Consider the following 13,315-nt stretch of genomic DNA (forward strand, 5'->3'; position numbering starts at 1 on the left):
AATGCGGGCGTTAGGCCATACTGTCATAGAGATTCAATACACTGGGAAAAGGCTATGCGTTTATCGCTAGACAGTCAGGATCCGACGCCTAAATTTCAGCAGCTTATTGACCAAATTCAACGGCAAATTGCCAGTGGTACACTTTATCCGGGGGCGCGCCTCCCCTCGGTGCGGCAATTGGCCAAAACACTGGCGATGAACCCAATGACGGTATCGCGCAGCTATCAGCAATTGGTTGAAGATGGTTGGCTAGAGCGCTTGCCCGGCGTGGGTATGCAGGTCAGTGATGCCATGCGTCCTGCTGAGCCAGAGCAACGTCTGCAATATGTTGAAGCAACGCTGGCGCAATTTATTCATGCGACCAGCGAAGCAGGCTACAGTAAGTCAGAAGCCATGGCGCTGATCATGACCCATTGGGAGCGTTATAGCGGTGATCAGGCGTTGGAGTAATGGGTTTTATGCCCCAGCCAGCGGCGAATAATCGCATCCGCATGTTGTGGGTAATGTTGATGGATATGGGTCGCCAGTTTTTGTACTTCAGGGATCAGCGCTTGGTCTCTCACCAAGTCGGCGATTTTAAATTCGGCCAAGCCCGTTTGCCGAGTCCCCAATAGTTCACCCGGCCCGCGGATTTCGAGATCGCGCTGGGCGATAACAAAGCCATCATTACTGTCGCGCAGTACCCCCAGCCGCTGACTCGCGGTTTTAGATAAGGGTGCATGGTACAGCAGCACACAATGACTGGCGACTGCGCCTCGGCCGACACGGCCACGTAACTGGTGCAACTGTGCGAGCCCCAGCCGTTCTGGGTTTTCAATAATCATTAAACTGGCATTGGGCACATCGACCCCCACTTCAATCACAGTGGTCGCTACCAATAACTGCAGTTCGCCTTGCTTAAAAGCGTCCATCACCGCTTGCTTGTCCGTCGCTTTCATTCGCCCGTGAACCAAACCAATTTCCAGGTTGGGTAGGGCGTCTTTGAGTGCGGTGGCCGTGTCTTCGGCGGCTTGCGCTTCTAAGGCGTCGGACTCTTCAATCAAGGTGCATACCCAATACGCTTGTCGACCGGCGGCACAGGCGGCACTGACGCGGGCGATGATATCGTCACGGCGGGTGTCGGGGACGGCAACGGTTTGAATGGGGGTACGACCTGGGGGTAACTCATCAATCACTGAGGTTTCTAAATCGGCATAGGCGGTCATCGCCAAGGTACGAGGAATGGGGGTCGCGGTCATGATCAACTGGTGTGGATGCGCACCTTGTTGCTCGCCTTTTTCACGCAGCGCAAGACGCTGATGAACGCCAAAGCGGTGTTGCTCATCAATAATCACCAGTGCTAAGCGGTGGAACCGGACACTGGCTTGAAATAACGCATGAGTACCGACCACCATTTGTGTTTTGCCACCGGCAACTTGTGCCAGGGTGTCCTCGCGTGCTTTTCCTTTTAACTTGCCAGCCAGCCAACCAACCTGAATCCCCAAAGGCTCAAGCCACTGGGAAAAGTTGGTGGCGTGTTGCTCGGCCAAGAGCTCGGTCGGTGCCATCAATGCCACTTGATGGCCTTGCTCAATCGCTTGCAAGGCGGCGAGGACGGCCACCAAGGTCTTGCCCGCGCCGACATCCCCTTGCACGAGGCGCATCATTGGAAACGGCTTGGCCAAATCGGTGCTGATCTCGCTCACCACTCGGGTTTGTGCTCCCGTGGGTGAAAAAGGCAGGTTGTCTAAAAGACGCTGCCCCAGTGACTGACTGGGCGCGAGGGCAAAGCCTTTCACTTGTTGTGCCTGGTGGCGCACAGACAGCATCGACAGATGCTGGGCAAGGAGCTCTTCAATGATTAAGCGCCGCTGAGCGGGATGTTGACCGGTTAATAGATCCTCTAGCGCGGTATCTGGCGGCGGGCGATGTAATAGGTGCAACGCCTCGCGCAATGAGAGTTGTCGATCGTACAAGCCCTCGGGCAGCAGCTCGTCGACGCCACTTTTATCCAGCAACGCCAGCGCTTGATCGGTCAGGCTGCGCAGGGTCGCTTGGCGCAGCCCCTCCGTGGTGGGATACACGGGGGTCAGGGTTTCTTCCATCACCAATTCGGTGGGCTCAGAAAACACCTGATACTCGGGGTGAATGATCTCCAGCCCGTGCTTTCCGCGTTTGAGTTCGCCGTAGGCTTTCACTTGCTTGCCGACCGCTAAACTGTTTTTCATCGCGGCATTAAAATTGAAAAACCGTAGCGTTAACGCGCCGCTGCCATCTTGCACCCGGACGGTGAGCATCCGGCGGCGACCAAATACGGTATCGTTGTGGGTGATCTCACCTTCGATAGTTGCATGTTGGCCAGGTAAGAGGCTAGCGACCGGCCAGACACGGGTACGATCTTCATAGCGATAAGGCAGGTGAAACAACACGTCCTGCACTGTATGCAGGCCAACTTTTGCCAGTTTTTCTGCCATCTTATTGCCAACACCGCTTAAGGTATCGACAGTAACGGCACTCAGCATGGAAGATCGCATCCGTTTCTCTATTTGGTTAGCGCTGGCTATTGTACATGACTAACGTGCGTGTTTAGCCGCTTGCATCTGTGCCCACCATGCCTCGTCCGCCACGATTTGACCATGTTCATTTAAAGGCGGATAAGGCAAACCTTTTTGTTTTGCCACCCGGGCAAGTACCGGATGGCCGCGCTCGAACAAAATGTGGTGGACTTCGTGTTCGGGTAAGCGGGTTTTATCCTGTTGATACATGCCAGCCGCTTGGCGCTGGCGCTGTGCTTCGTACAAAATCAAGGCACTGGCGACTGACACATTAAGTGACTGTACCATACCCACCATAGGAATGAGGATGTCTTGGTCTGCTTTATCCAGTGCTTCGCGACTGATGCCTTGTTTTTCTTGCCCCAGCACGATGGCAGTCGGACGGGTGTAGTCAATCTCGCGAAAATCAACCGCGGTATCCGATAAGTTGGTGACTAACACCTGCATCCCTTGGGCTTGCATGGTATTAAACGCTTCTTCCGTGGTGTTGTGAGTCACCACATCTATCCAGTTGCGTGAACCGGCCGATGTGCCCCCGAGGGTGCGCATCTTCGTGCCTTCTGGCCACACGGCATGCATGCGATGAATCCCCACGGCGTCGGCAGTGCGAATGATAGCGGAAATATTATTGGGTTTATGAACTTGCTCCATGCAGACAGTGAGATCAGGCTGGCGTTGGGCCAAGACCTGATGAATGCGTTCAAAGCGTTCAGGGGTCATGATTCAATTCCGTAAATGGCAGACGAAAAACAAATGCGCCCGCCAAAAAGGACGGGCGACGGGCAATAGTGTATTGAGGCGATCAGTTTTTCTGGCGGCTAACCTTCACCACGTTAGGCATCACCCGCAGGCGGCGCATGATATTGGCTAGGTGCACTCTGTCTTTGGTCGTTAGGCGAACAAAGATAGTGTACAAGCGGCCATCGCGCTCTTCGGTGGTTAGCCCTTGGATATTGGAGCCGGTTGATGCAATGGTATTGGTTAAATCTGCCAGCGCCCCTTGATGGTTTTGCATATCCACACGCACCCGTGTGCTGAACTCTTGTTCAAAATCGTCCGCCCACTCGACCGGCATATATTTATCCGGCTCTTGGCGGTGGCCGCGGATGTTAGCACAGGTTTCACGGTGGATAACCAAGCCTTTACCTGGGCTGACATGGGCAATGATCGGGTCACCTGGGATTGGGCGACAGCAATTGGCATAGGTGACCAAGATACCATCGGCACCACGGATAGGCATTTTGCCCTCGGTGGGGGCCGCCGGGTCTTGATCTAGCAAGCGACGTGCGATCACTACGCTCATGAGTTCGCCAAGGCCAATCGACGCCAGTAAGTCGTCGCTGGTTTTCAGCTTTAAGTCACTCAGTACTGCCTCAACCCGCTCAGGGTTGATATCCGGCAGGTTTTGCTCTCCAAGCGCATGATTGAGCAGACGACGCCCTAAGGTCACCGACTCTTCACGGCGCATGGTTTTCAGCACTTGACGAATTTTCGTCCGGGCCCGCGCGGTCACTACATAGTTAAGCCAAGCCGCGTTGGGGCGCGCGCCGGGTGCGGTGATAATCTCTACTGTTTGACCATTTTTGAGCGGTTGACTTAGCGGGTAAGGTTGACGATTAACCCGCGCCCCGACACAGGTATTGCCCACATCGGTATGGACGGCATAGGCAAAGTCGACCGCGGTGGCATCGACAGGGAGCTCGACAATCCGCCCTTTGGGGGTAAAGACGTACAGCTCATCGGGGAAGAGATCCGATTTGACGCTCTCAATAAATTCAAACGAGCTACCGGCACTTTGTTGGAGCTCAATAATGTTTTGCATCCAGCGCTGCGCCCGTTTCTGTGCGGTGGTGCCAGAGGGCCTGTCGGCACCGCTTTTATACGCCCAGTGTGCCGCGACCCCTTTGTCGGCCATTTGATCCATGTCTTCGGTACGAATTTGTACTTCCACCGGGACACCATGTGGACCAATCATAGAGGTGTGCAGTGATTGATACCCGTTGGCTTTAGGCACCGCGATATAGTCTTTGAGCCGGCCTGGGCGTGGCTTATACAAGTTATGCATTTGCCCTAGCACGCGATAGCAGGTATCAAGATCACCCACAATCACTCGAAACGCGTATAAATCCATGATGGTATGGAAACGCTGCTCTTTATTCTTCATCTTGTTATAGATGGAGTAGAGGTTTTTCTCTCGGCCCAGCACACGGGCGTTAATCCCGGCATCTTCCAAACGACCTTCAATTTCCGCATGGATTTTTTGGATCATCTCTTTGCGGTTCCCCCGCGCTTGCGCGATCACCTTTTTAAGGACGCGGTAGCGATTGGGGTACAAGGCCTCAAAGCCGAGCTCTTCAAGCTCCACCTTTATATTATGGATACCCAAGCGGTGGGCGAGAGGGGCGAAGATTTCTAGCGTTTCACGGGCAATACGGCGTTTTTTGTCTGGGCGGAGGGCGCCCAAGGTACGCATATTGTGGGTGCGGTCACTCAGTTTTATCAGGATCACGCGAATGTCATGGGCCATCGCCATGACCATTTTGCGAAAGTTCTCGGCTTGGGCTTCTTTACGGTCGCGAAATTTAAGCTTATCAAGCTTAGAGACGCCGTCGACCAAGTCAGCCACCACATCACCAAAGCGTTGCTGCAGATCGTCTTTGGTCACCTCAGTGTCCTCAATGACATCATGCAGCAATGCCGCCATCAGGGTTTCACAGTCCAAGCGCATTTCCGCCAAGATCCGTGCCACCGCGATGGGGTGAATGATATAAGGTTCGCCGGTTGAGCGAGTTTGCCCGTCGTGGGCATCCCTGGCTACTAGGTAGGCTTGCCGAAGCGCTTCAAGCTGTGACTCCGGCAAATACTGGCTAGCAACTTCTTTCAGGCTATCAAATAGATACAAACGGCCTGTCCCTGATAAATGCAGCGTTTAACGTTGACCCGAAATGGTGCTTACCGCGGCCATTTCAGCGGCTTCTTGCTCTTGCTTTTCCTGACGCTCACGCGCGTCGAGGACTTCTTTGTTGATCAGTCCTTCTTCAACTTCACGCAAAGAGATCACTGTGTACTTGTCGTTTTCTTCTGCGACGAGGGCATCTTTGCCACCCGTTTGCATTTGACGGGCGCGGCGAGCCGCAACCAGAACGAGATCGAAGCGGTTACCAATTTTTTCAACGGCGTCTTGAACAGTTACGCGTGCCATGAAGGACTCCAGCTATGTCATCAATAGGTCATTCAAAATGACCGAAAAGTATACAAAAGGCCGCGACCTATTGCCAGCGTTGGCTGGGGCAATGGCCACGTCTCAATGTGGTGGTTAGTCAGCCAACAGTTCGTCGATCATTGCATGATACTTGCTGGCTTGTTTGGCTTGTGCCATCCGCTCGGCACGGATGATGGCCTTAATATCCATCAATGCGACATCAAAGTCATCATTAATAATCAGGTAATCATAATCAGCATAGTGAGAGATCTCGGAGCGTGCTTCCTGCATGCGTTGCGCAATCACTTCCTCACTGTCTTGGCCACGTGTCGTGAGGCGTCTTTCTAACTCTTCACGGCTTGGTGGCAAAATGAAAATACTCTTGCTGTTCGGCATTTGCTGACGAATTTGCTCAGCGCCTTGCCAATCGATATCGAGAAAAATATCGACACCATTATTAAGCATTTTTTCAATCCATACGCGCGAGGTGCCGTAATAATTGCCAAACACTTGCGCGTGCTCTAAGAACGCTTCCTGTGCAATCAGTGACTGAAATTCTTCCACCGAGACAAAATGATAGTGTACGCCATTTTCTTCACCCGGACGCATGGCGCGCGTTGTGTGAGAGACTGACACTTTCATGTCATAGCGAGGATTATCATTCAGCAACGCTGAAATCAGACTGGATTTACCCGCACCACTTGGGGCGGAAACAATGTAAAGCGTACCTTGGCTCATGGATTGATCACTTTCACTGGCTGATGCCCATCCGCAGTATAGCGTACACGTACAGGCGTCGATCGACGAATAGATAGTTGTTCCCCGTGGGAGGCGCGCAGGGTAGCACGAACCAATGAGGATTTGAACGGGATCGGTGTGAAAGCGATCCGCTGGATCGCTCACGAGGCATAATGACGTTGTGGTGACAAAGGTTCACTGTTCGATGCTGAGCTGATAGGGTAGCTCGCAGTTATCCGAGAAGATGCATCGCACGCGTATGGGGGTTGATTTTCGATTGGCCGCCCATACCTGTGTTGTGTTCAATTCACGCCCTTTAGGGCCTCAAACAGCGAGAAGATATCACCAAAAAACGAACGACATGAAGGAGGTGTCAATAATGGAAGGTACTCCCGATTTGTATCCCTCACGCGTCAATGGACAAGAAACGCTTTCCCCACGTCTAGACCCTGTTGTGTACGGCAGTGTGCAGCCAGAGGTACCGCATAGCTTAAGCTCGCACGAGCTGGATACGTTCGAGCGCCAAGGCTTTCTGGTGATGGATAATTACATGCCGGAAATGGTGGCACCGCTTAAACGTGAAATAACCCGTTTACGCGATGATATGGCCGGCTATGAAGAGCTATATACTGAGCCGGATAGTGACGAGCTGCGCACCATTTTCAAACCTTTTGCCTACAGTGATTTGATTGATCGCTTCTCACGCGATCCGCGCATTCTCAATAAAGTGCGGCAAATTTTGGGCTCGGACGCATATTTGATGCAATCGCGCGTCAATATTAAGCCTGCGTTTAAAGGCAAGTCGTTTCCTTGGCATTCTGACTTCGAGACTTGGCACGTTGAGGATGGAATGCCACGGATGCGAGCCGTGACCGTATGGCTGATGCTAACCGACAACACCGAGCACAATGGGCCTTTGTATGTGATCCCCGGCTCACACCATCACTATGCGTCTTGTGAAGGCAACACCGGCGAAAAAAACTATCAGCAATCGCTGAAAAAACAAATGCTGGGTGTGCCCAAGCCAGAGACCATGGAGGCATTGTTAGAAGACAATGGCATTGCCTCGGTAACGGGACAAGCCGGTACCTTGGTGTTCCATGATTGTAACTTGATGCATGGTTCACCCGATAATATCGCCAACGACCCACGCTCAATTTTAATGTTTGTCTATAACAGTGTGGAGAATAAACCGGTGACGCCCTTTAGTGGGTTGTCACCGCGCCCCCACTATTTATCCAATCCCGACCAACGCCCCCTGCAGGCGGTTGAGTCACTCTGGCCGCTAGCTTCTTAGCCCGACTAACGCCCACGTTGTTGTGGGCGTTTTTATTTTTTCTCTTTAAATCAGGGTTTTGCTATGCTGTCTCGATAATTGAACAAGCGTTTAATTATCTCGCCAATTTCAACGACATTAAGGAGTTTCCGTTGAACACATCATTAAAAGCGACCTTGAGCGTGACGGCTACTGCCCTGAGTGTAGCCAGTGCCTTATCTTACCCTTCTTTTGCCCAAGCCAGTGACAGTGCGCTTAGCGAACAACTTGGCATTGCTGATCACGCCGTGATTGCCCACCGTGGTGATTCTTACAATGCACCAGAATCAACCTTGCCGGCCTACCAACTTGCGTGTGAAGTGGGGGCCGATTATCTCGAGCTTGATCTGCAACGCACTCAAGACGGCAAACTGATTGCGGTGCATGACGACAACCTTAAGCGCAACACTAATATTGAGACAGTTTATCCAGAGCGTGCCGACGACCCGGTCAATACCTTTACTTGGGCAGAGCTGGAAAAGCTGGATGCGGGCAGCTGGTTTAATCAGTCATACCCAGAGCGTGCGCGTGAGAGCTTCCGCGGCTTGAAGCTAGTGACGCTGGATCAGGTACGTGAAATCGCTGAAGACTGTGCCCATCAGCCAGGACTTTATATCGAAACCAAGGTGCCGGAGTTCTTCCCAGGGATTGAGCAGGATTTGAAGCAAGACTTGACCGAGCATGGTTGGTTAGATGACGACGCCAAAGGCAAAGTGATCCTGCAGACTTTTAATAAATCGAGCCTTGAAGCATTGCAAGATGTGATGCCAAACGTGCCAAAAATCTTGCTGCTATGGGCAGGCGATGGCTACATTCCGACCAAAGACAGCGCGCCGAAAGCGGATGATGAGTCCTACGCTCAGTACTATGCGCGCCAAGAAGTGGCCTCGAAAGCCGGCTACGCAGAGTGGTTGGATTATGCCAAGGAGCACGGTGCCATCGGTGTAGGCCCGTCGGGCACGCAAGCCAACTTCGATGATGCCTGGTCAAGCCAATTTAGCTATATGGACCTGGCGAAGACCTGGATGGTGGACATGAGCCATGAAAAAGGCTTATTGATGCACATGTACACCTTGGACGATCGCGAAGATTTGATTCGTTACCGTGAGCGTGGCGTGGATGGCTTCTTTACCAACCGTCCTAACGTGGCGGTTAAAGCCTTAACCGACAGTGACGGTAAAGACATTGAAGCGACCTTAACGCAACTGGGTTATTAACCCCGCGCGTTAACCGTTTTTATCCTTTGAGCCCGCCTTATATTTGGTGGGCTTTTTAGTTGGGGGCGAACGCTGGAGGGTTTGATGATCGGCTTAGTTCGCTAAGCAGACCCTCCGCGCCATGGATGGCGCGGCGGAGCCTCCAGGGAAGGATTGACGGCGTGTCTGTGTGCGAACTGAGCCGATGCCCCAAGGTTGACGTTTTGGCTCTCTATTCGCTCGCCATCAGTTTGGCTAGCGTACGTCGGTACATGGCATAAGCCACGGCGCCTGCGAGTAGGTTACCGATTAAGGCACCGGCAAACAGGCCAAATAGCTCGCCAATTTGTGCGCCTAACCAGAGGCAGGGCAGGAAAAACGCAAATAGGCGGAGCGCAGAAATGGTTAGCGCGGTGTACGAGCGACCTAATGCATTGGTAATCGACACCATCAACATACACACCCCCAGAGCGCCAAGACTAAATGGCACTAGCGTGAGGTGGGTATACAAGATATCGGTGACTTGTTGATCGCTGGTCATCAAGTCCGCCAAGGGAGCGGCGGCAAGCCAGGTGACCAGTGCTATCAGCAATTGAAAGCCGAGAATAAACTGACAGGCTAACTTGACCAGATGCCGCACTTCGGTCAGATCGCCTTTACCCAGCAAACGACCCACCATGGGGGGCATCGACATGGTCAGCGCCAGCACCGAGACAATGGCGAAAAACTCAAAGCGTGAACCCAGCGCCCAGGCGGCCACTGCCGCTGAGCCAAAGCTGGCGAGCAGCTTGGTGGCCAGCATAGATGACACCGGCGGCAGCAGCTGGCTTATCATCGCTGGTCCCATAATATGCCCAATCGAACCCACACTGTGTTTGATGTCTAAGTCTTGCCAGTCAAACGAAACCCAACCTTTACCAAACACGCGGGGCGCGACAATGGCGATGCCTGAGCCAAACGCAATTAAGGTGGCGACGGCCGCGCCATTAATGCCCCAATCGAGCCAAAAGATAAACACCGGATCGAGCGCGAGGTTTAATAAGCTGGTCACCACCATCATGGAGCCGGGCAACATGGTGTTTCCATTGGCGCGTGCTAGGCTATAAAAGAAGTAGAGTACCGCGCCTGTCCAGGCACTGACTAACCAAATTTGCCAATAGCTATCAATTACCGGAAACACATTATCCGGTGCATCCAGCAGCTGCAAGATGGGGTGGCGTAATGCATAAAGTAAACCGGCGAACAAGGCGACCCCTGTGGTGCCGATAAATAAAATTAAACCGCCGAGTTGTTTGGCGTAACGGCACTGATCGGCACCGAGCGCGCGCGAGATCACCGCCGTGGTCGCAATCCCGAGTCCGACTTGAATGCCGATAATGATCATCTGAATCGGCAAGGTGAAGCCTTGCGCGGCGAGGGGCAACACGCCCAGCTGACCAATGAAAGCACTGTCAACGAGCTGAAAACTCATCAGTGACAGTACGCCAAACAGCATGGGTAGGGTGGTCGAGAACAAGCGCTTTGCGCGAGAAGCAGACTCCATCAGGCACTCTTTGCTTAATTGGATGAAAAAAAGCCGAGCAGGAAGAGGCTCGGCATCACTCAACCAATTGTAGAGGATTGCTAAAAATTACCAACCCCTAATAAATACGGTTATTCAGTGTCAGAGAGCCTGACCCTAGCGATGCGATGGACGTTCAGGGAGCGACTGCACACAATCATTGGGGTTAGTGATTCATGCTGGTAGCCCTAGTTTATAGTGAAACAAGTCACTATCACTGTTGCACTGATCCTGATGAATGAATATGAGATTGAGGGTGGAGCGGGAGGATGGTTGTCTGTTTATCAAGGCAGGCACTGTGGTGGGTTATCGGTGCGTGCAATCACGAGAAGATACAAGGTTTCGGTGAAATGTCATTTTTATTGCATTTTAAACCAAACCTTTTTAACTATTGATTGAAATATTTATTGCTTTTAGCGATAAGCAAGCTAGCACAACACAGTAATTAGTGCCGGAATAACGTCATTGTTTTGTCGAAAAAAAATGACTTTTGACAGCGTGTTATCGTTGATCGTGACCAAAATTCAAGATAAATATAGACCACTTTATATAAGTGTGTAATACGTATTGTTGCTTTCAGTGCTTAGGATGGCCAAGAGAACGCAACGGCAGGCGCAGTGCTCTGCAAAAATATCAGACAGTGGACAGGGAGTAGTGGACTATGCTGTCGTACTTTTTACGCCGGTTACTGTTGGTGATCCCGACGTTTCTCGGCATTACCATTTTGATTTTCGGTATCACCCGCCTAGTACCAGGTGGGCCGGTCGAACGGATGATGACGCAAATGCAGGCTCAAGCCGATGGTGGCTCGAGCTTGCAGCGTGCTGGCGATAGCTCAGCGTTATCAGACGATCAGATTGCCGAACTCAAGGCATTTTACGGCCTCGATAAACCCGTGCTCGAGGCCTACGTGGATTGGCTCGGCAAACTGGCCAATTTGGACTTGGGCGAGTCGACCCGCTACTACGAGCCGGTCACCGACATGATTGCCGAGCGTCTGCCCGTCTCTTTGTTTTATGGCGGGATGACCTTCTTCATCAGTTATTTCATTTCTCTTCCGCTTGGTTATTACAAAGCCCTCAAACACGGCTCGGTGTTTGATTCGTCCTCCTCTGTGCTGATCTTTATTGGTTTTGCCTTACCCGGCTATGTGGTGGGGGTATTGCTGATCACCTTATTTAGCTATCACCTCGAATGGTTTCCGATGGGGGGCTTTGTGGGGGACGCTTACTACGATGCCACCAGTTTTTGGGAACGCGCCAAAGATGTGATGTGGCATGCGGTGCTGCCGCTGATTTGTTATCTGATTGGTGACTTTGCCACTCTGACCATGACGATGAAAAACAACCTGATGGAAAACTTGTCGGCGGACTATATCCGTACGGCTATCGCCAAAGGGTTACCGTTTCGTTCGGCGGTGCGCAAACACGCGCTGCGCAACAGCTTAATTCCGATTGCCAGCCATTTTGGCAACTCCTTGTTGTTCTTTATGACTGGTGCGTTTTTGATTGAAGTGATTTTCAACATCAACGGCATTGGCTTACTTGGCTATGAGTCGATTATGGAGCGCGATTATCCGGTGGTAATGGGCATTGTCGCCATCAATGCGCTTTTACTGCTGGCCGGCAATATTATCTCCGATATCTGTGTTGCCTTGGTTGACCCTCGCGTGAAGTTTGGATCTTGATATGTTGACGTTTAGCCCTTTAACTCAAAAGAAAATCCGCAGTTTTAAGCAAATTAAACGTGGTTACTGGTCGTTTATCATCTTGACCACCATGCTGGTGTTGTCGCTGTTTGCCGAGCTTTTTATCAACAGTAAAGCGTTAATGGTCAAATACGACGGCGAGTATTATTTCCCCGTACTGAGTGATGTGTACTTGGCGAGCGATTTTGGGCAGGTAGGAACCAGTGAGGCCAACTATCGTCAGCTCGCGAAAGCCTTTGCCGCGCAAGGCGGTGACAATTATGTGGTGATGCCCCTAGTGCCGTGGAACCCGCTTGAGCAAGACTTTAGCGGTGACTTCCCGCCGACAGCGCCCAGCGCTGAGCATCAGCATTACCTTGGCACTGATGAGATTGGTCGCGACATCCTCGCCCGCTTGGTGTACGGCTTTCGTATCGCCATGGGCTTTGCGTTGCTCACCATGGCCGCTTCCTATGCGATTGGCACGGCTGTCGGCTGTGCGATGGGCTTTTGGGGCGGCAAGTTTGACCTTTTCTTCCAACGCTTTATCGAAATCTGGTCGATGGTGCCGTTTTTGTACGTGATCATGATTTTGGTCTCGATTCTCCAGCCCACGTTTGCTCTGTTTGTGGGGATTAACGTGTTGTTTGGCTGGATGGCGATTACTTGGTATATGCGCACCATGACCTATAAAGAGTCAGCGCGTGATTATGTGATGGCCGCGCGTGCACTCGGTGCCTCGACCAGCCGGATCTTATTCCGTCATATTTTGCCCAATACCATGGTGATGATTGTGACTTTGGCGCCCTTTACCATCGCCCTCAATATTACCGCGCTAACGGCGCTGGATTATCTCGGCCTAGGACTGATGCCGCCGACGCCAAGTTGGGGGGAGCTGTTGCAGCAAGGCAAATCAAATTTGGACGCGCCATGGATTGTTGCGTCCGTGGTGACCTCACTGGTGGTGGTATTGGTGATGGTGACCTTCATTGGTGAAGCGGTGCGCGCCGCGTTCGACCCGAAAAAATTCACCCGTTACGACTAACGTTAAACACAATGTGCAATGTTTGAATCACGATAAG

At 52.1% G+C, this 13,315-nt stretch carries 11 protein-coding genes; 5 read left to right on the top strand and 6 right to left on the bottom strand.

Features of this window, described 5'->3' with window-relative positions; genetic code table 11:
• Nucleotides 1–54 precede the first annotated feature (54 nt).
• Nucleotides 55–450: a GntR family transcriptional regulator gene (locus BZG20_RS03950; protein ID WP_046074659.1), complete on the top strand. Its 396-nt coding sequence runs from the start codon at nucleotides 55–57 to the stop codon at nucleotides 448–450.
• Here the strand turns inward: BZG20_RS03950 and recG are convergent.
• The 5 genes from recG to gmk form a co-directional block, all read right to left on the bottom strand.
• Entirely contained in the window at nucleotides 435–2,513 is a 2,079-nt protein-coding gene (gene recG / locus BZG20_RS03955) for an ATP-dependent DNA helicase RecG (RefSeq protein ID WP_077578189.1), read from the bottom strand. The two genes, BZG20_RS03950 and recG, sit on opposite strands and share 16 nt — an antisense overlap.
• A 39-nt stretch (nucleotides 2,514–2,552) precedes the next feature.
• On the bottom strand, nucleotides 2,553–3,254 hold the full coding sequence (trmH, locus tag BZG20_RS03960; RefSeq protein WP_077578190.1) for a tRNA (guanosine(18)-2'-O)-methyltransferase TrmH: 702 nt from the start codon (nucleotides 3,252–3,254) through the stop codon (nucleotides 2,553–2,555).
• An 82-nt stretch (nucleotides 3,255–3,336) separates the two neighbouring features.
• A complete protein-coding gene (gene spoT, locus BZG20_RS03965; protein WP_046074662.1) occupies nucleotides 3,337–5,436 on the bottom strand; it encodes a bifunctional GTP diphosphokinase/guanosine-3',5'-bis pyrophosphate 3'-pyrophosphohydrolase in 2,100 nt (699 codons plus the stop codon).
• A gap of 27 nt (nucleotides 5,437–5,463) precedes the next feature.
• Nucleotides 5,464–5,736 (bottom strand): DNA-directed RNA polymerase subunit omega, encoded by a 273-nt coding sequence (gene rpoZ / locus BZG20_RS03970; RefSeq protein WP_046074663.1) that lies wholly within the window; start codon nucleotides 5,734–5,736, stop codon nucleotides 5,464–5,466.
• A gap of 114 nt (nucleotides 5,737–5,850) precedes the next feature.
• Entirely contained in the window at nucleotides 5,851–6,474 is a 624-nt protein-coding gene (gene gmk, locus BZG20_RS03975; RefSeq protein WP_046074664.1) for a guanylate kinase, read from the bottom strand.
• Between the two features lie 379 nt (nucleotides 6,475–6,853).
• Here gmk and BZG20_RS03980 point away from each other — a divergent pair, with 379 nt between their 5' ends.
• Entirely contained in the window at nucleotides 6,854–7,771 is a 918-nt protein-coding gene (locus BZG20_RS03980; protein WP_077578191.1) for a phytanoyl-CoA dioxygenase family protein, read from the top strand.
• A 131-nt stretch (nucleotides 7,772–7,902) separates the two neighbouring features.
• The gene (locus tag BZG20_RS03985; RefSeq protein ID WP_241828661.1) at nucleotides 7,903–9,006 is read left to right on the top strand and encodes a glycerophosphodiester phosphodiesterase; all 1,104 of its coding nucleotides are present in this window, start codon (nucleotides 7,903–7,905) and stop codon (nucleotides 9,004–9,006) included.
• A 211-nt stretch (nucleotides 9,007–9,217) separates the two neighbouring features.
• Here BZG20_RS03985 and BZG20_RS03990 read toward each other — a convergent pair whose 3' ends face one another.
• The gene (locus BZG20_RS03990) at nucleotides 9,218–10,528 is read right to left on the bottom strand and encodes an MATE family efflux transporter (protein ID WP_077578192.1); all 1,311 of its coding nucleotides are present in this window, start codon (nucleotides 10,526–10,528) and stop codon (nucleotides 9,218–9,220) included.
• 679 nt (nucleotides 10,529–11,207) lie between these two features.
• Between BZG20_RS03990 and BZG20_RS03995 the strand changes: the two genes are divergently transcribed.
• Nucleotides 11,208–12,233, top strand: a complete 1,026-nt coding sequence (locus tag BZG20_RS03995) for an ABC transporter permease subunit (protein WP_046074667.1) — start codon at nucleotides 11,208–11,210, stop codon at nucleotides 12,231–12,233.
• Nucleotide 12,234: 1 nt separating this feature from the next.
• Complete coding sequence (locus tag BZG20_RS04000; protein WP_046074668.1) at nucleotides 12,235–13,278, top strand: ABC transporter permease subunit; 1,044 nt, start codon at nucleotides 12,235–12,237, stop codon at nucleotides 13,276–13,278.
• The last annotated feature ends 37 nt before the right edge of the window (nucleotides 13,279–13,315 follow it).

This window comes from Salinivibrio sp. IB868 (assembly GCF_001995655.1).
Taxonomy (GTDB): domain Bacteria; phylum Pseudomonadota; class Gammaproteobacteria; order Enterobacterales; family Vibrionaceae; genus Salinivibrio; species Salinivibrio siamensis.

Bases quoted from the DNA above. Each gene is read 5' to 3' on its own strand.
- BZG20_RS03950 (WP_046074659.1), top strand. From the start codon at position 55: ATGCGTTTATCGCTAGACAGTCAGGATCCGACGCCTAAATTTCAGCAG.
- recG (WP_077578189.1), bottom strand. From the start codon at position 2,513: ATGCGATCTTCCATGCTGAGTGCCGTTACTGTCGATACCTTAAGCGGT.
- trmH (WP_077578190.1), bottom strand. From the start codon at position 3,254: ATGACCCCTGAACGCTTTGAACGCATTCATCAGGTCTTGGCCCAACGC.
- rpoZ (WP_046074663.1), bottom strand. From the start codon at position 5,736: ATGGCACGCGTAACTGTTCAAGACGCCGTTGAAAAAATTGGTAACCGC.
- gmk (WP_046074664.1), bottom strand. From the start codon at position 6,474: ATGAGCCAAGGTACGCTTTACATTGTTTCCGCCCCAAGTGGTGCGGGT.
- BZG20_RS03980 (WP_077578191.1), top strand. From the start codon at position 6,854: ATGGAAGGTACTCCCGATTTGTATCCCTCACGCGTCAATGGACAAGAA.
- BZG20_RS03990 (WP_077578192.1), bottom strand. From the start codon at position 10,528: ATGGAGTCTGCTTCTCGCGCAAAGCGCTTGTTCTCGACCACCCTACCC.
- BZG20_RS03995 (WP_046074667.1), top strand. From the start codon at position 11,208: ATGCTGTCGTACTTTTTACGCCGGTTACTGTTGGTGATCCCGACGTTT.
- BZG20_RS04000 (WP_046074668.1), top strand. From the start codon at position 12,235: ATGTTGACGTTTAGCCCTTTAACTCAAAAGAAAATCCGCAGTTTTAAG.